13 protein-coding genes and 1 pseudogene are annotated in these 16,926 nt (G+C 70.9%); 10 read left to right on the top strand and 4 right to left on the bottom strand.

What is annotated here, in order from left to right; genetic code table 11:
* Positions 1–210 precede the first annotated feature (210 nt).
* A pseudogene (locus AB0C15_RS10810) lies at positions 211–1,460 on the bottom strand (DUF222 domain-containing protein).
* A gap of 117 nt (positions 1,461–1,577) precedes the next feature.
* On the opposite strand from AB0C15_RS10810, the gene AB0C15_RS10805 reads away from it, so the two are divergent.
* On the top strand, positions 1,578–2,249 hold the full coding sequence (locus AB0C15_RS10805; RefSeq protein ID WP_357350933.1) for a hypothetical protein: 672 nt from the start codon (positions 1,578–1,580) through the stop codon (positions 2,247–2,249).
* Positions 2,250–2,453: 204 nt separating this feature from the next.
* Here AB0C15_RS10805 and AB0C15_RS10800 read toward each other — a convergent pair whose 3' ends face one another.
* Positions 2,454–3,746, bottom strand: coding sequence for a chitosanase (locus AB0C15_RS10800; protein ID WP_357350931.1), 1,293 nt, complete (start codon positions 3,744–3,746; stop codon positions 2,454–2,456).
* 183 nt (positions 3,747–3,929) lie between these two features.
* Here AB0C15_RS10800 and AB0C15_RS10795 point away from each other — a divergent pair, with 183 nt between their 5' ends.
* The 3 genes from AB0C15_RS10795 to AB0C15_RS10785 all read left to right on the top strand — a co-directional run bounded on the left by AB0C15_RS10795 (position 3,930) and on the right by AB0C15_RS10785 (position 6,091).
* Entirely contained in the window at positions 3,930–4,529 is a 600-nt protein-coding gene (locus tag AB0C15_RS10795) for a sigma-70 family RNA polymerase sigma factor (protein WP_357350930.1), read from the top strand.
* Positions 4,526–5,230, top strand: a complete 705-nt coding sequence (locus AB0C15_RS10790) for a hypothetical protein (protein WP_357350928.1) — start codon at positions 4,526–4,528, stop codon at positions 5,228–5,230. Before AB0C15_RS10795 ends, AB0C15_RS10790 begins: the two co-directional genes overlap by 4 nt.
* Before the next feature lie 183 nt (positions 5,231–5,413).
* Entirely contained in the window at positions 5,414–6,091 is a 678-nt protein-coding gene (locus AB0C15_RS10785) for a hypothetical protein (protein ID WP_357350926.1), read from the top strand.
* A 44-nt stretch (positions 6,092–6,135) separates the two neighbouring features.
* On the opposite strand, the gene AB0C15_RS10780 is transcribed toward AB0C15_RS10785, so the two are convergent.
* Positions 6,136–7,761, bottom strand: coding sequence for a glycoside hydrolase family 43 protein (locus tag AB0C15_RS10780; RefSeq protein WP_357350924.1), 1,626 nt, complete (start codon positions 7,759–7,761; stop codon positions 6,136–6,138).
* A 249-nt stretch (positions 7,762–8,010) separates the two neighbouring features.
* Between AB0C15_RS10780 and AB0C15_RS10775 the strand changes: the two genes are divergently transcribed.
* Genes AB0C15_RS10775 through AB0C15_RS10760 form a run of 4 tightly spaced genes read left to right on the top strand, consistent with a single transcriptional unit; the run spans position 8,011 to position 12,218 of the window.
* Positions 8,011–9,303, top strand: coding sequence for an extracellular solute-binding protein (locus AB0C15_RS10775; protein WP_357350922.1), 1,293 nt, complete (start codon positions 8,011–8,013; stop codon positions 9,301–9,303).
* A 49-nt stretch (positions 9,304–9,352) separates the two neighbouring features.
* Positions 9,353–10,351: a sugar ABC transporter permease gene (locus AB0C15_RS10770; RefSeq protein ID WP_357350920.1), complete on the top strand. Its 999-nt coding sequence runs from the start codon at positions 9,353–9,355 to the stop codon at positions 10,349–10,351.
* Complete coding sequence (locus AB0C15_RS10765; RefSeq protein WP_357350919.1) at positions 10,348–11,187, top strand: carbohydrate ABC transporter permease; 840 nt, start codon at positions 10,348–10,350, stop codon at positions 11,185–11,187. Before AB0C15_RS10770 ends, AB0C15_RS10765 begins: the two co-directional genes overlap by 4 nt.
* On the top strand, positions 11,184–12,218 hold the full coding sequence (locus AB0C15_RS10760) for a LacI family DNA-binding transcriptional regulator (protein ID WP_357350917.1): 1,035 nt from the start codon (positions 11,184–11,186) through the stop codon (positions 12,216–12,218). The genes AB0C15_RS10765 and AB0C15_RS10760 overlap by 4 nt, the downstream gene beginning before the upstream one ends.
* A gap of 488 nt (positions 12,219–12,706) precedes the next feature.
* Here AB0C15_RS10760 and AB0C15_RS10755 read toward each other — a convergent pair whose 3' ends face one another.
* The gene (locus AB0C15_RS10755; protein ID WP_357350915.1) at positions 12,707–14,041 is read right to left on the bottom strand and encodes a PHB depolymerase family esterase; all 1,335 of its coding nucleotides are present in this window, start codon (positions 14,039–14,041) and stop codon (positions 12,707–12,709) included.
* 252 nt (positions 14,042–14,293) lie between these two features.
* Between AB0C15_RS10755 and AB0C15_RS10750 the strand changes: the two genes are divergently transcribed.
* Together AB0C15_RS10750 and AB0C15_RS10745 are read left to right on the top strand one after the other, a co-directional pair.
* The gene (locus AB0C15_RS10750) at positions 14,294–14,449 is read left to right on the top strand and encodes a hypothetical protein (RefSeq protein ID WP_357350913.1); all 156 of its coding nucleotides are present in this window, start codon (positions 14,294–14,296) and stop codon (positions 14,447–14,449) included.
* A 212-nt stretch (positions 14,450–14,661) separates the two neighbouring features.
* On the top strand, positions 14,662–16,722 hold the full coding sequence (locus tag AB0C15_RS10745; protein ID WP_357350912.1) for a cellulose binding domain-containing protein: 2,061 nt from the start codon (positions 14,662–14,664) through the stop codon (positions 16,720–16,722).
* Positions 16,723–16,926: the final 204 nt, after the last annotated feature.

Genomic DNA, 16,926 nt, shown 5'->3' with positions numbered 1-16,926 from the left:
GCCGCGCGGGGCTGCGGCCACGGCTTGTCCATGGTGGTTGATCTTCGGCGGCTGTGAGCGGCCCCTGTTGACCCCGGCCCGCGTTTGCCCGGGCCTGGCCGCTCGCGTGCACCTTGGGGCGCGGACGCATCGGCTGTGCGCCGTACGGCTGCCTCGGCCTACGCCTGGCGTGCTGGCGGACCTGGGCCGATCGTCGTCGGTGGGTCTTTCCTATGTTCGTCGGTGGTAGTGGTTGCGGCGGGGGAGTTGCTCGGGGTCGAGCCAGGCGGGTGGGATGAACTCGGCGTGCCCGTCGTTGCCGAGCCGGACGACCCAGTCGCTCTGTGGACGTGTCGGTGGTGGTGGCCGCAGAGCAGGACTGCGTTGTCGAGGTTTGTCGGGCCGCCGTCGGCCCAGTGGTGGATGTGGTGGGCCGCGCACCAGCGGGGTGGACGATCGCAGCCAGGGAAGGCGCAGCCCCGGTCGCGCAGCACCAGGGCGCGGCGGAGCGGGCCGGTGATGAGCCGGCGTTGTCGGCCCGCGTCGAGGACCTGGCCGGTGCCGCCGAGGACGGCGGGCAGGATGGTGGCGTCGCAGGCGAGGCGGCGCACCGTGCCCGGGGTGAGGGCGAGGCCGACGTCGAGCACACCGGTGGACAACTGCTGGGTCAGCCCGTCGAAGCTGGTGGTGACGACGATCTGGGCGGCGTCGCCACCGCTGTCGGGCAGCTCACCGGCCCGCAGGGCGAGTCGGCACACGTCGGCGAGGGCGTCGTGGCGTCGTTGACCGGGGGACCGGGAGTCGTCCGGCCCGGACGGGGCGGTCAGCGGGTCGATGGCGGCCCGCAGCAGGCCGGCGGCTTCGGCGTCGAGGGTGCCGCTGAGTCGGAGGCGTCCGTCGGTCTGCTCGGAGAGGGTGAGGTGCCGGTCGCGGGCGGCGCGGGCGGCTTCGGCCTCCAGGGCGGCGCGGGCGGCGGCGTCGGCCAGGTCGGGGGCGACGTGGTCGAGGATGCGGGTGCCGAGCTTGCGCAGGTGGGTGGGGTCGAACTGCCCAGCCCAGCCGACCAGGACACCGACCGCCCTGTCGGCGGTCTCGGCGTCGGCCGACCTGTCGACGGCGTCCATGGTGTCGGCGATGACCCGGGCCTGCTCCAGGGTGATGGTGCCATCGGCAAGGGCTTGTCGGATGCCGGGGTGGCCGGTCTCCACGGCGGTGGCGAGGTCGACCAGGCGGCGTGCGGCGGGGACGGTCAGCCGCAGACGTTCGCGCAGCCAGACCGCAGTGCAGGTGGCGCCCTGGTCGCGCGCCGTGCCGCGGCTGTCCAGCTCGCGGACCAGGGCGAGGGTGACGGCGGCGAGGCGTTGCTGAAGGCGGTGCGCTGCGTCGAGCGCGGTGATCAGGTCGCGCTCCGCAAGGGCCCAGGCGGCGGCGTCGACGCAGGCGGCGACCGCCTCGTCTGCCTGCGCCAACTCCTCGACCACGACCCGAGACTAGAACAGGTGTACGACAGCTTCAGTCACCATGATCGATTGCTTGGAGACCGGGGCTCGCGGAGGGGTTCGGGAACGTCGCGTCGGACCAGACCTGCACACTGTGTCGTGATCAGACTGCGGCTGTACCTGGCGCGCGAACGGCAGCGCATCATCGATCCCGCCGATCTCGAAGCGGCCTACTGGGCTGTCGATCCGGCGACCAGGCCGGTCTTCGAGCACGACGGCGTGCTGGTGTGGGTCAGTGGGTCCGGCCACTGTCAGGTCGAGCGGCGTGTTCGCGGCCGAAACCTTCACCTCGTCGAGTCCGGAACGAATGTCCTGCCCCGCACCCGCGGTCTGGAGATCCTGAGCACCCCCGGCGTCGATCACCGCTGGGTGCACTCCCTGGACCGGCGCTGGTCCGCCGGCGAATACCTTGATCGCGATCGGGTCGAGGCGATCGTCGATCGGGCCCTCGACGTGGAACCGTGGGCGGCGCCGGAGGGGCCGGTCGGTGTGGTGCATCTGTCCTACCTGATGTGGTTCCACAACGGCGCGATGGCCAACGGTGCCGCCTGGCCGCTCGACGTCTGCACCGCCGAGCAGATCGCCGCGTTCGCCGCGGCCGCCACCTACTTCGAGATCGACGAGGTGGCCGACCTGATCGGCCGCCTCGAACCGGATGACGCGCTCAGCCACGAGTACTGGGATCTCAGCAGCCCGTTCGGCGAGGACGCATCGCTGATCCGGGACGCACTCCGCTGCAAACTCGTCGAGGCACCGAAAGACTGGGTCTAGCGCTCCGGCCGGGCGACAGCCGGGGGCAGGAAGCGCGACGGGCCAACTGCCGGAGCATGCCCGCCAGGAGCGGGCAGGGCCACGCCTGGCGGCCGGGAAACGCCTGGCGGGCGGGAAACGCACTGGCGGCCGGGAAACGCACTGGGTGGCGGGGTCATCGGCGAAGGGCGAACCCGTGCCGGTGACCCCGCCACCACCACCGACCTAGCCGATGCGGAACTGGTCGCCGTAGACGGCGAACACCAACGGGGTGTTCAGGTTGAAGTTGCCGTTGTTGAGGAACACCCGCTGGGCGGTGTCGACGCGGGAGGTGTCCGAGTGGGCCGCCTCCTTCTTCATCTCGATGACCCGTTCGTCGAGGAAGGCGTTGAGCCAGGTCCGCTCGTCGCCGCCCTGGGCCGGGGGCTTGGCGCGGGCCAGGGCGCGGTTGCGGATCTGGCGCATGCCCTCGTACCCGTGCATGACGGCCGCGTCGTAGTAGGCGAACTGACCGAGTGCCCGGACCTGGTCGTTCTTGCCGTCGCGGACCGACGGGTTGAAGTAGACCCGGTCCCGTTCGGCCTCCTGGGCGGCCTGGAAGACGGAGTCGGTGGCGGCGGTCCGCCAGTCGCGGGGGAAGTTCGGGTCGAGACCCGAGTGCGACGGGGTGCCGTTGACGGCGCGCAGCGCCGGCAGGTAGCCGGCCAGGGCGTTGTTGGGCTTGGTGTTCGTGTACGCCTGGACCAGTTCGAGCATGTCGCCGGTGCCGGAGCAGAAGCCGATGATGCCGGCGGTGTAGCCGCGCCCGTCGCCGATGTCCTCGATGTAGGAGAACTGCGCGCGCCAGTCGAGCGAGGAGTTCTCCGCGGCCGAGACGAGTTGCATGGCGACGTTCTTCTTCGTCGGGTCGTCGAGGTTGGTGCCGGCCGGGGTGGTGGTCGGAGGGGTGGTGGTGCCGCCGCCGGGCAGGGTCCACTGCTGGTTGCTGGTGCCGCCGCAGGTCCAGATCTGCAACCGGGCGCCGTTCGCGGTGCTCCGGTCGGTGACGTCGAGGCACTTGCCGGAGCCGGAGTTGACGAGCGCGCCGTTGCTGGCGGTCCACTTCTGGGCACCGGTGCCGTTGCAGTCGTACAGCTGGATCTTGGCGCCGTTGGCTGTCGACGCGGCGGTGACGTCGAGGCACTTGCCGAGGGCGCGGATCGAGTTGTCGGTGTTGCCGACGGTCCACGTCTGGGCCGCGCTGCCGTTGCAGTCGTAGAGCTGCACGGCGGTGCCGTTGGCCGAGTTGGCGCCGGCCACGTCGATGCACTTGCCGCCGAGGCCGGTGATCGGGCCGGCGGTCGCGGCGCTCGCCGACGGCAGGCCGTAGCCGACGGCGGCGACGCCGACCAGCAGGGTGCCCACGACGTAGGCGGCTGTTCTCTTGTGAACCATGGTGTTCCTCGGGGACGGGGCGGCGTGCCGCCAACCGGTCGGTGGCCCGGCGCGGCGTTCGGCCCCGGCGGGCACCGCGAGCATCAGGAAACTGTATTAACAGATACCAGTACGTCGATTCGCCGTCAATCGACGTCAGCGCGGCGTGACGGCACCTGTTCACCCCGTCGTTGGCGCCGCGTACCCACCGGTGGCTATCGTCGGGCCGTAACTGATCAACGGGCCGGTCCGTCGGAACCAGCGCCGTCCGACGGACAGAAGATGGTCATGGAGTCGAGTCTGCGTGCCCGGGTGCGAGCCGGTGATCCCGGCGCGTTCGCCGAGCTGTTCGACACGTACGCCCGCTCGGTGTACAACCACGCGTTCCGGCTCACCGCCGACTGGGCCACGGCGGAGGACGTCATGGCCGCCACCTACCTGCAAGCCTGGCGTTCCCGGGAACGGGTCACCGAGGAGGGCGGGTCGCTGCGACCCTGGCTGCTCGGTATCGCCACAAACGAGGCCCGCAACCACACCCGCAGCAACCGCCGCTACCGCAGGGTGGCCGCAGCGCTGCTCGCCTCCGATCTCACCCTGCCCGACCACGCCGACGAGGTCGCCGGCCGGCTCGACGACAGCCGCCGCATCGCCGCCGCGATCGACGCCCTGGCCCGCCTGCGCCGGCCCGAGCGCGAGGTGCTGACCCTGTGCCTGTGGGAGGGTCTCGACTACGAGTCCGCGGCGGAGGCGCTCGGTGTTCCGGTCGGCACGGTGCGGTCCCGGCTCTCGCGCGCCCGCGCCCGGCTCCGTACCCTCGTCGACGCCCCGCCGCGCGCCGCACGCCCGCCGGTCGTGGACGCCTCGCTGGTACGGGAGGGCAGCAAGTGAGCGCGCCGGACCCGGCCGAGTGGGCGGAGATCGCCCCCCACCCAGGTGATCACGACCTGCCGGCGGGCCGGCACGAGCTGCACCGGAGCCGCCTACTGGCGGCGATCGCTCAGCAGCCGCGTACCCGGGGAAGGGCTCTCCTGCCGCTGCGGCCCGCGCTCGCGGCGGCCGCGATGGTCCTGGTCGTGGCGGCGGGCGGGATCGCGGTCCGGCCCGGCGACGACCCCCCGGCGGCGCTCCCGTCACCCGACGCGAGCGGCCGGGCCGCCCGGCCGGCGCCGCCGGGCCCGGCAGCCAAGAATCGTGGGTACGGCACGGTGCGTCACCTCACCGACTCGGCCGACCTGGTGGTCCGGGGTGAGGTGGCGTCGGTGGCGGACGGACGGATGGTCTACCGGGTCGCCGAGGTGCTCTACCGCGCCCCGGAGGCCCCCATCGCCACCGAGATCACGGTGGCGGAGGCAGCCGGGAGCGCCGGCCAGCCGACCGTCCTCTACCTGGGCCTCGCCGACCCGGGTGCGGGCGTCTACCGCCCGCTCGGCGGCGACGTCGGCATCTTCGACCTCGCCGGGGAGACGGCCACCAGTCGGTCACCGGCGACGTCGGTCACCGGCCTGCGCACCGAGGACGCCACCGGTGCGGGTCGCGCCTTCGTCACCACGCTTACCGAGCTTCGTCAGCTCGCCGACGAGCGCCGCTGAGCCGCTGGGCCGCTGGGCCGCTGGGCCGCTGGGCCGCTGGGCCGCTGAGCCGCTGAGCGCGAAGCGGCTCCGCTTGGAAAAAGGATGGAACTCGGTGCCGGAGACGCACAGATAAAGAGCGTAAGCAGTGCCGCGTCCCGGGCAAGACGACCCGGGACGGCACCGAGACGCGAGGAGCGTTCCATGGCAGTCGACCTTCGCCGTACCCGGCCTCTGGGGGTCACGGCCGCCGCCGTGCTCGCCGTGGCCGCGTTGTCCGCCTGCGGCAGTGGCGGCGGTGCCGGGCCGGCCGCCGCACCCGCACCGAGCAGCGCCGTACCGAGCAGCGCCGCCGCGCCGAGCAGCGCTGCCGCGCCGAGCAGCGCTGCCGCGCCGAGCAGCGCCGCCGCGCCGACCGTCGTCGCGGCCCCGCCGATCAAGGGCAAGCTGCGCGGGTACGGCACCGTTCGGCAGCTCAGCGAGACCGCGGATCTGGTGGTACGCGGCGAGGTCGAGGCCGCCGGGTTCCGGGTCGACGAGGTGCTGCGCGCGGCGTCCGGATCGACGGTGCGGGCCGGGTCGAGGATCACGCTCGCCGCGCTGCCCGCCGGGGTGCCGGACATGGCGCACATGTCGACGCTCGAGGCGGGCCAGGTCGTGGTGCTCTACCTCGCCCAGGACCCGGCGGGCCCGACGTTCCGGACCCTCAGCGGCGACTTCGGTGTGTTCGACCTGAACGGGTCCGGTGCGGAGGCCGTCGCCACCACCCGCTCGCAGACCATGGCCGTCAGCGGCCTGGTCGCCGAGGACCCGGCCGCGTCCGGGCACGGTCTCCGCACCACCCTGGGCCAGCTGCGCGTGGTCGCCGCCCAGGTCGAGTAGGACGGGTGGAACGCGGGCGGCGCTCTCCGGAGCCGCCCGCGTGGTCACTGCTCCCGGTAGGTGGCCAGGTCGAAGTCCGCGTACACGCCGTCGCTGCCCAGGTCCTGCACCCACAGGCCGAGGAAGGCCCCGGTGAAGCCCCACGCCGCCGGCTCGCCGTCGATGATCATCGCGGCGTGCTCGTCGGACAGGATCGTCGCGTCCAGCTCGGCGGGCAGCCGCTGCCAACCAGCCCCGAGGTCGTAGTCGAAGCGCACCGCCGGCCCGTCGAAGACGGCCCGCAGGCCGACCCGGGTGACGCCGCAGGCGTCGACGGTCAGGTCGGGGTACGCGGTGCGCCGCCCGTTGTCCGAGCTGAGCAGCTCCAGCACCGTCCGCCCGTCGTCCGTGCGGGTCAGGTAGAGATGGTGCCAGTTCAGGGTGTTGTAGTAGGCGGTGATCCCGGCGAGCTGACGGTGGTCGGCAGGTGCGAACTCCACCACCGTCTCCAGGGAGCACTCCATCGCGCCGACCCGTCGCCCCACCAGGCTGGGTGTCTGTCGACCGACCGGCGACTGCCCACCGTGCACGCGCAGGTACGACGGGCGGGTGCGCAGGTCGACCCAGTCCGGGGTGGCCGGGCGACGCAGCGTCGACCAGCACCGGCCCAGCTCGGGGGCGTCGAAGTGGTCCGTCTCGGGTTCCGCCGGCCACGGGTGGGCGGGCAGGTCGGGTGCGACGACCTCGTCCGCGGGCACCCCCGCGCCGACCCGGGGCCAACCGCCCGAGGGCCACTCGACCCGCTGGATCGCGGTCTCCCGCCCCAGCACGCAGTTGCCCAGCGGCGAGTACGGGCGGGCGACCAGGTGGGCCAGGTACCACTCGCCGTTCTGCGTACGGACCAGGCTGCCGTGCCCCGCCTTCTGCAACCGCAGGTCGGGCCGCCCGAAGGAGGTGAGCAACGGCCCGTTCGGGGCCACCTCGTACGGCCCGAACAGCTCCCGGGAGCGCGCCACGGTGACCTGGTGCTCCCAACTGGTGCCGCCCTCGGCGGTGATCAGCCAGTACCAGCCGTCGTGGCGGTACAGGTGCGGGCCCTCGGTGACCCCGGCCGGTGAGCCGGTGAACAGGATGCGGGGGCTGCCGACCAGACGACGGGCGGCGCGGTCGTACTGCTGGATCTCGATGCCGCCGAAACGGTCGCGGCCGGGTCGCCAGTCCGCGCTCATGCCCAGCAGCCACGTGGTGCCGTCGTCGTCGTGGAACAGCGACGCGTCGAACCCGCGCCCGTGCAGTTTCACCGGGTCGGACCAGGGACCGGTGATGTCCTCGGCGGTGACCACGAAGTTCTGCGGATCCCAGTAACCGCTGGCGAAGCTCGCCACGTCGCTGTAGACGAGGTGGAACTGACCGTCGTGGTACGTCAGGTCGGGCGCCCACACCCCGTTGGAGTCGCCGCATCCCCGCAGGTCGAGCAGGCGTCGGTCGGTGATGATCCCACCGAGGCTGCGCCAGTTCACCAGGTCGCGCGAGTGGTGCACGAGGACGCCCGGATACCACTCGAAGGTCGAGGTGGCCAGATAGTAGTCGTCGCCGACGCGCAGGATCGACGGGTCCGGGTGGAACCCGGCGAGGACGGGATTGCGGATCGACCGGGTAGCGGTCGCCACGTTAGCGATGTCGGTCGACACGAGAGCTCCTCTGGACGGGCTGTCTGGAACTTCCGGAAATTGTGGTCCCGGATCACTGCAAGCTCTGCCTACGCTAGCCGGTCTTATCGCAATAGGACAGAGGTCTTGACCGCTGGGACGACAGCTCGTAGCGTGCCGGCCATCGATGGACATTACCGGCTAAGCATCGAAAGTTTCGGAGATCCATAGATCTTCATCGCCGGCTTGGGCGGTATCCGAGCGAGCCCGTGAGCCCTTGAAGGGATGATCATGACTACGCACCTTTCCCGCCGAACGCTGCTCGGCCTCGCCGGTGCCGGTGCCGGCGCCTACCTGCTGAGCGCCTGCGGCGACGACGACTCCAGCGACCCGAACGCCCCGCAGACCATCGACTGGTGGCACATCCAGAACACCGAGCCGATGCTCCCGGTCTGGGCGGCGCTGGCCACCGAGTACAAGGCCGCACACTCGAACGTCACCCTCGACATCCAGCCCCTGGAGAACGAGGCGTTCAAAGCCAAACTCACCACCGCCACCCAGGCCGGTGACCCACCCGACCTCTTCCAGTCCTGGGGTGGTGGCGTGCTCAAGCAGCAGGTGGACGCGGGGCTGGTCAAGGACATCACCGACGACGTGAAGCCGTGGATCGGGGGCCTGCTGCCCGCCGCCATGGAGCCCTACACGATCGACGGCAAGATCTACGGCGTTCCGTTCGACATCGGCATGGTCGGTTTCTGGTACAACAAGGACCTCTTCACCCGGGCCGGCGTCACCGCCGCGCCGACCACCTGGGCGGGCCTGCTCGACGCGGTCGGCAAGCTCAAGGCCGCCGGCATCACCCCGATCGCCCTGGCCGGCAAGGACAAGTGGCCGGCCCACTACTACTGGTCCTACCTCGTGATGCGCATCGGTGGGGTGGGTGCGTTGCAGAAGGCCGTCGACGACAAGAACTTCGACTCCTCCGACTTCGTCGCCGCCGGCGACCGGCTGAAGGAACTCGTCGACCTCCAGCCGTTCCAGAAGGGGTTCCTCGGCGCGGCGTACGGCACCCCCGACGGGCAGGCCGCCGCCATGGGCAACGGCGGGGCGGCCATGGAGCTGATGGGGCAGTGGGCGCCGGCGGTGCAGGCGTCCAGTTCCACGAGCAAGAAGGGCCTCGGCGACAAGGTCGGCTTCTTCCCCTTCCCCGCCGTGGACGGCGGAAAGGGCGCCATGACGGAGGTGTTCGGCGGTGGCAACGGCTTCGCCATCGGCAAGGACGCCCCGGCGGCCACCGCCGACTTCCTGAAGTTCCTGCTCAGCGCGGACAACCAGCGCAAGTCCGCGCAGACCGGGGCGGTGCTACCGACGGTGAAGGAGGCCGCGTCCGCCATCCCCGACGCCAACGGGAAACTCCTCGCGGAGACCCTGGCCGGCTACACCGGTTTCCAGCTCTACCTCGACCAGGCGTACGCGCCGGCGCTCGGTTCGCAGATCAACGACAGCGTCGCCGAGCTGGTCGCCGGCAACAAGTCGCCCGCGCAGATCGTCAAGGACATCACCCAGGTCGCGAAGACCGTCTGACCGCGCGCACCCACCCATCCGTAGCCGGCGAATCCCCTGTGGAGTACGCATGAGCAGGCCATCGACCGTGTCGGACACCAGGCACGGCGACCCGGCGATCGACCCGCCGGTACCGGGGCCGGACGTCGCGCGACAGCGTGGCCGCCGGTCCCGGCCGGGCCGCCGCGGTGTCCTCGCCATCTTCCTCACCCCAGCCCTGGTGCTGTTCCTGCTGCTGGTCATCGCCCCCATCCTGGTGGCCAGCTACGCCAGCCTCTACAAGTGGAACGGCTTCGGCCTGCCGGAGAACTTCATCGGGCTGGACAACTACACCCGCGCCTTCCAGGACCCGACCTTCCGGGGCGACCTGTGGCGCGGTCTGGTGCTGGTGCTGCTGTCCCTGTTCGTGCAGCTACCCGCGGCGTTGGCCCTGGCCATGCTGCTCAACCAGCCGGTGCGGGGGCGGGCCGCCTACCGGCTGATCTTCTTCGCGCCGTACGTGCTCTCCGAGGTCACCACGGCGGTCCTGTTCACCCTGGTCCTCTCGCCGAACCGGGGTTTCGGCGACGCGATCGCGACGTGGTTGAGCGCCGACGCCGGCGCGGTCTTCGCCGACCCGGACACCGTGCTGTACGCCGTCTTCCTCGTGGTGTCCTGGAAGTACTTCGGCCTCTACATGATGCTCTTCCTCGCCGCCAGGCAGGGCATTCCCAGGGAGCTGTCGGAGGCGGCGGTCACCGACGGCGCCAGCGCCTGGCAGGCGTTCCGGCACGTCACCCTGCCGCTGCTGGGGCCGACGATCCGGATCAGCGTGTTCCTGTCGGTGATCGGCACCATCCAACTGTTCGACATGGTCTGGGTGCTCACCGGCGGCGGGCCGATCCACTCCTCGGAGACCATGGCCGTGACGATGTACGAGTACGGCTTCCGCCGGTTCGAGGTCGGTTACGCCAGCGCGATCAGCATCGTGATGTTCCTGCTGAGTCTCGTCTTCGCCCTCCTCTACCAGCGCATCGTCCTTCGTCGGGACACCGCCGGCGCGATCACCAACCAGGGAGGCCAGCTATGACCGGCACGGTGAACCGCGCCCGGCCGACCCGCGGCCTCGTGCTGCACCTCGTCTGCGTCGTGGTCGGAGCGCTCATCGTCGTACCCGTCTGGTTCGGCGTGCTCGGCGGGTTCAAGGACAACGGCCAGCTCTCCACCAACCCGCTGGGCATGCCCGACCCCTGGGTGCCGTCGAACTACACCGACATCCTGGCCTCCGGGGTGTTCTGGCGGCAGCTCGGCAACAGCCTCCTCATCGCCGCGACAAGCACCCTCATCGTGGTCGGCGCGGCGGCGCTGGCGGCGTTCGTCTTCGCCCGATACGCCTTCCGGGGCCGCGAGTTCCTGGTGACCCTGTTCGCGATCGGCCTGATGTTCCCGTTCGCGGTGGCGATCCTGCCGCTGTTCGTCCTGCTGCGTGGGCTGGGCCTGCTGGACAACCCGCTCGGCGTCATCCTGCCGCAGGCGGCCTTTGGGCTGCCGATCACCATCATCATCCTGCGCCAGTTCTTCCGCACCATCCCGGCCGAGGTCGAGGAGGCCGCCGTCCTCGACGGCTGCGGCCCCTTCGGCTTCTTCTGGCGGGTGCTGCTGCCGATGGCCCGCCCGGCCCTGGCCACCGTCTCGGTGCTGGCGGTCGTTACCAGTTGGAACAACTTCATGCTGCCGTTGGTGGTCTTCACCGACCAGAGCTGGTGGACGCTGCCCGTCGGGGTCCAGGCGTTCCAGGGCCAGTACACCGCCGACAGCGCACGGGTGCTCGCCTACGTGGTGCTGTCCATGCTGCCGGCCCTGGGCTTCTACGCGGTGGCCGAACGGCAACTCATCGGCGGTCTCACCGGCAGCGTCAAGGGATGACAGGGGAGACCGTGGGCACGGAGAACGGCCGCAACGTCACCATCGCCATGATCGCGCGGTTGGCCGGAGTCTCCGTGCCCACCGTCTCCCGGGTCATCAACGGCCGTTCCGACGTCGCACCGGACACCCGGGAACGTGTCGAGGCGCTGCTCAACCGGCACGGCTACCGCCGCCGGTCAGCGACCCGGCGCACCGACGCCGCCCTCATCGACCTGGTCTTCAACGACCTGGACAGCCCGTGGGCCGTCGAGATCATCCGCGGGGTGGAGGACGTCGGCCGGACCAGCGGCGTCGGCACCGTCGTGTCGGCCATCCACTGGCGCATCTCCTCGGCCAAGCAGTGGCTCGACAACATGCGTACGCGCTCCACCGAGGGGATCATCTTCGTCACCTCGATGGTGAACCCACCGTTGCAGGCCGAGCTGCGCCGGCTGCACCTACCTGTCGTCATCATCGACCCGGCCGGGGTCGACCCGCAGGAGTCACCCACCATCGGCGCCACCAACTGGGCGGGCAGCCTCAGCGCCAACCAGTACCTGCTCAGCCTCGGCCACCGCCGCATCGGCTTCATCGCCGGCCCGTCGCACCTGATGTGCAGCCGGGCCCGGATGGACGGCTACCGCGCCGCCCTCGGCGCCGCCGGAATCCCCGTCGACGACGCCCTGATCCGCCCCGGAAACTTCTACCACGAATCCGGATTCACCGCGGGTACGCAGCTGCTGGCCCTGCCCGACCCACCCACCGCCATCTGCGCCTCGAGCGACCAGATGGCCCTCGGCGTCTACGAGGCGGTCCGCAAACGGGGCCTACGCGTGCCCGACGACGTCAGCGTTGTCGGCTTCGACGACCTGCCGGAGGTGCGGTGGTGCTCCCCACCGCTGACCACGGTCCGTCAACCCCTGGCCGAGATGGGCATGCTTGCCGCGCGTACCGTGCTGCGCCTCGCCGGCGGCGAGCGGACCGAGAGCCCACGGGTCGAGCTGGCCACCGAGCTCATCGTCCGCGACAGCGCCGCACCACCACGGCCGTGACCCCTCCCGCGCCCGGCGAGCGTCCACACGAACCGTCCTGAGCTGTGAACGACGACTGTTGTCTATGGACAATCGCTTACTGTTAACGCTAACGTGACGGACAGTCGTCGTTACTCCTACGACCTCGGGCCGTGGTGACGGAGCTGTCACACCGAGCCGGGTCGCGGCGAACGACGATCGTGGCGTGGGGCGGGTGGCACGTGGCCGGCGCGAGACGGCCCGAGACCACCACCGGGCGACCCGCACGCCGCGCGGCCGAGGCATGAACGGCCATCGGAGCCCCAGGGCGTCGCAGCGACGGCACAGTCGTGCGACGACACCGGTCCACTCGTCTGCCCAGCACACGCCGCTGAGCGAGGGCTCACACCCGGGCCGCCCTGACGACAACCGTCGGCCCCGGCCGCCGGGTCGCGTCCCGCTGTTCGGAGTCCGGGCCCGAGCAGCGGGACGCCAGCCGGCTGAGCCGGCGCCCGCCGTCGGTCACCCCGTCAGCTTCGGGTCCACCGCTGGCTGTTCGTGCCGTTGCAGCTCGACAGGACCGCAGGGGTGCCGTTCGCGGTTCCGGCCGCGGTGGGCGTGAGGCACAGCCCGGACTGCACGCCGGTGACCGTCCCATCGGCGTTGACGTTCCACTGCTGGTTGATGCCTCCGTTGCAGTCCCAGATGATCACCCGGGTGCCCGGTGCGGTTCCGGCGCCCTCGGCGTCCAGGCACTTCGTCCCGTACACCTGGAGTTGTTTCGCGGTCGTCGCCGTCCACTGCTGGTTGGTGCCGCCGTTGCAGTCCCACAGTGTCACCTGGGTGCCGTTGGTCTGTGACCGCGACGGCACGTCCAGGCAGCGGTTGGCGGCGGTGTTGCGCAGCGGTCCTGCGGCGCTGCCGGGTGGCGGCGTGGTGGGGCCCGTGCTGTCGAAGCCGAGGAACCGGACGGCCTGGGCGGCGTCGAACGGGATCGAGTGGCCGTACCCCTGGAAGCTGATCGCTTCGACGGGCGCCGTGCCGCCGGTGCCCCCGTAGCGGGTACGGGTGGCGCTGGTCTGCGGGGAGTCGGTGAAGCTGGGGGTCTGCGACACGCCCTGCACGTTCGTCCACTGCTTGATCTGCTCGCCGAAGTTGACGTAGCTCAGGGTGGTGTCCGTGGTGCCGTGCCAGATCTGGAACCGGGGACGCTTTCCGGTGTAGCCCGGGTAGGCGTTGCGGACCAGGTCACCCCACTGCTGCGCGGTCCTGACGATGCGTCCGCCGGAACACTCGCTGTTCCACTCCGCGCCGTTGGTGGTGGCGAAGCACCCGAACGGCACCCCGGAGGAGCTGAACCCGGCGTTGAAGAGGTCCGGGTACAGGCCCACCATGACGTTCGTCATCATGGCGCCGGAGGAGAACCCGCCGACGCCGATCCGGTTGGCGTCGACCGGGTAGCGGCTGCGGACGTAGTCGACCATGGACTTCAGGCCGATCGGGTCGCTGCCACCGTCACGCCGCAGGGCCTGCGGTGACGAGACGTCCCAGCACTTGCTGCTCCGGGTCACCGACGGGTAGATCACGATGAAGCCGTAGCGGTCGGCGAGGGTGCTGAGCCCGAAACCGCTGTGCACCGCCGGACCGCTGCCGGTGCAGTAGTGCAGGGCCAGGAGCAGGGCCGGCTGGGCCGCGACCCGGTCCGGGACGTACAGGTGCATCTGGAGGTTCGTGGGGTTGGTGCCGAAGGTGGTCACCTGGGTGAGCGTCGCGGCCGACGCCGGGGTGGCGGCCGTGACCACGGCCGTCGTCGTCGCCAGGGCCGTCGCCAACGCGGCGGCCAGCAGTGCGATCCGTGATCTCATTGGCGGTTCCTCTTGTCGTGAGCCGGGGACCCGGCGGCAACCCGGCGGCCCCGAAGGCGCGCGGTGAGCCACTGACGCTGATCGCCTCGCATCGACTGTGAGCGATAACATGCCGTTCGTCAAGTTGTCGCGGGATGACGTCTGTCGATCCCGTGTGCCACTATGAGGGCGGCGCTCGAGCGGTCACCGCTGGGCCCGGGGGAGGGCCTTCCGCAGAAAGCGGACGGTGGGCACGAACCCGGAGGCCGTCTCATGACCCATCTGCCAGACGCCACTGCCCTTTCCGGCGTGGTCGATCTGCTCGTCGGCGTGCTGCAACTGGCCGCCGCCGTCATCACCCTGCTGGCCGCCGACCGGGTGCGAGGGAGTCGTCCCGGGCGCGACGAGCGCGGCGAAGACGACGTCTGACGCACCTTGAGAATGTCGAACCGACAGTGCCATTGTGGTACGTCGATGAACAGCCGCGCGCGGGGCTGACGTCCGTCCACTGGGCAGCCGGGATCCAGATGCGATCTCCGGGGGACGGGTGACACGAGCGACGGACCTGTCCACGAGATCGCCCGTCACCGCGTCGCACCCTGGCCGAACGGGCGGCTCATCTGCGTGAAGGAACCCCGCCCATGCGTACACCGAAGACCCGCGCGGCGCTCCTGACGGGCCTGCTGCTCGCCGCAGGCGCGTTCGCGAGCGTCAACCCACCAACCGCGAGCGCGGCGGCCGACCCGGTCACCGTGACCGTCAACACCCGAGCGGGTCTGGCGACCGTGCCGGACACCGCGCTCGGCGTCAACCACGCCATCTGGGACTCGAACCTCGGCACCGCTGAGACGTCGGACCTGCTCAGAGATGCCGGTGTGCAGATGATGCGCTACCCCGGCGGCTCGTACGCCGACATCTACCACTGGAAGGACCACACCGCGCCCGGCGGTTACGTCGCGCCGGGGACCGACTTCGACACCTTCATGGCGTCGGTCCGGCGCGTCGGCGCGCAACCGATGATCATCGCCAACTACGGCACCGGCACCCCTGCGGAAGCCGCCGACTGGGTGCGGTACGCCAACGTCACAAAGGGCTACGGCGCGCGTTACTGGACCGTGGGCAACGAGAACTACGGCAACGGTCACTACGGGTCCGCCTGGGAGGCGGACGACCACCCGGACAAGAGCGCGACACAGTACGCGAGGCTCGTCGTCGAGTACGCCGAAGCGATGAAGGCGGTCGACCCGACCATCAAGGTCGGGGCGGTGCTGACCATGCCGGGCAACTGGCCGGACGGCATCACCGCCGGCAGTGACCCGGGCCCGTGGAACCAGACAGTGCTCTCCATCGCCGGCCCGAAGATCGACTTCGTGGACGTGCACTGGTACCCGGGCGGCACCGCCGCCGAGTCGCTGGCCCGCGTCAACCACCTCCCCGACGCCACCTACCTGCTGCGGCAGCAGCTCACCCGGTACGCCGGTGCGAACGCCGACCGCATCGGAATCAGCTTCACCGAGCTGAACGTGGACGCCGGCCGCACCACCCAGCCGGCCGCGCTCTTCCTGGCCGACGTCTACAGCGGGTTGCTGGAGAGCGGGGTCTTCACCGTCCAGTGGTGGAACGTGCACAACGGGATGGGCACCGTGACGCAGGTGGCCGGCCAGACCGACTACGGCGACTTCGGGATGCTCTCCAGCGGCGCCTGCACCGAGGACGGCGCCGTCTGCCAGCCGCCGCTCAACACACCGTTCGCGCCGTACCACGGGCTGAGCATGATGAAGCTCTTCGCGAAGACCGGCGACCAGTTCGTCCGCGCCGGCACCGACGAGCCACTGGTCACCGCCCACGCCGTCCGCCGCAGCAACGGGGACCTCGCCGTGCTGCTGGTGAACAAGGACCCGGACAACGACCACCAGGTCACCATCGACTACGCCGGGTTCACCCCGTCGGCCGGCGCGCCGACGGTCTCCACCCTCACCAACGGCGCCACCGGCATCGCCACCAGCCAGTCCGGCTCGGCGACCAGCCGGACGCTGCCGGCGTACTCGTTGACCACGCTCGTGCTGCGTGCGGCCGGCACCACCGCCGGACGGCCGACGGCACCCGGCCAGCCGACCGCGAGTGGCGTCACCGACCGCGCCGCGACGATCACCTGGCCGGCGGCCACCCCGGGCGCCAGCCCGATCGCCAAGTACGAGGTGCACCGGCAGAACGGCGCGGTCAGCGAGCAGGTCGGCGAGACGACGACCACCTCGTTCACCGTCGACAACCTCCTGCCGGGCAGCAGGTACACCGTCAACGTGCTGGCCCGCGACACCGCCGGGCGGGTCTCCTGGGCCTCACCGCCGCTCACCTTCGCCACCGGCAGCCCCGCCGTCAGTACGTGCACCGTCCGCTTCACCACGAGCAACGACTGGGGCAACGGTTACATCGGTGGCGTCGAGATCATCAACAACGGGTCCAGCCCGATCAACGGTTGGACGCTCGGCTGGACCTGGCCCACCGGCTGGCAGCAGGTGAGCAGCGGTTGGAGCGCCACCTGGGAGCAGGTCGGCACCGCGGTGCGGGTCACGCCCACCACCGACAACCGGCAGATCGCCGCCGGCGGCACCGTGAGCGCGGGATTCGTCGGCGCGTACGGCGGACCCAATGTGCTGCCCACGGCGTTCACCCTCAACGGCACCGTCTGCGCCACCGGGTGACGCCACGGCCGGCTGGCTCGTTCGTCGGGCCAGCCGGCCGCCTGGTCAACCCACCTGACGAACGGTACGATGGCTGCCCGGCGCTGACGGTCAGGCCAACCGTCGCCGGGCCGGCGGTCGGGGTCGACCACGGAGTCGACCGTCTACACCCGATGGTGGTGGCCATCAGCCGATCATCGTGGGCGCTATGCTGCGGGACCGGGT

The organism is Micromonospora sp. NPDC048835 (assembly GCF_040649995.1).
Taxonomy (GTDB): domain Bacteria; phylum Actinomycetota; class Actinomycetes; order Mycobacteriales; family Micromonosporaceae; genus Micromonospora.
The sequence above is the reverse complement of the archived record's forward strand: the minus strand, read 5'-3'. Positions and strand labels throughout refer to the sequence as shown.

Bases quoted from the DNA above. Each gene is read 5' to 3' on its own strand.
- AB0C15_RS10800 (WP_357350931.1), bottom strand. From the start codon at position 3,746: ATGCTCGCGGTGCCCGCCGGGGCCGAACGCCGCGCCGGGCCACCGACC.
- AB0C15_RS10795 (WP_357350930.1), top strand. From the start codon at position 3,930: ATGGAGTCGAGTCTGCGTGCCCGGGTGCGAGCCGGTGATCCCGGCGCG.
- AB0C15_RS10785 (WP_357350926.1), top strand. From the start codon at position 5,414: ATGGCAGTCGACCTTCGCCGTACCCGGCCTCTGGGGGTCACGGCCGCC.
- AB0C15_RS10775 (WP_357350922.1), top strand. From the start codon at position 8,011: ATGACTACGCACCTTTCCCGCCGAACGCTGCTCGGCCTCGCCGGTGCC.
- AB0C15_RS10770 (WP_357350920.1), top strand. From the start codon at position 9,353: ATGAGCAGGCCATCGACCGTGTCGGACACCAGGCACGGCGACCCGGCG.
- AB0C15_RS10765 (WP_357350919.1), top strand. From the start codon at position 10,348: ATGACCGGCACGGTGAACCGCGCCCGGCCGACCCGCGGCCTCGTGCTG.
- AB0C15_RS10760 (WP_357350917.1), top strand. From the start codon at position 11,184: ATGACAGGGGAGACCGTGGGCACGGAGAACGGCCGCAACGTCACCATC.
- AB0C15_RS10755 (WP_357350915.1), bottom strand. From the start codon at position 14,041: ATGAGATCACGGATCGCACTGCTGGCCGCCGCGTTGGCGACGGCCCTG.
- AB0C15_RS10750 (WP_357350913.1), top strand. From the start codon at position 14,294: ATGACCCATCTGCCAGACGCCACTGCCCTTTCCGGCGTGGTCGATCTG.
- AB0C15_RS10745 (WP_357350912.1), top strand. From the start codon at position 14,662: ATGCGTACACCGAAGACCCGCGCGGCGCTCCTGACGGGCCTGCTGCTC.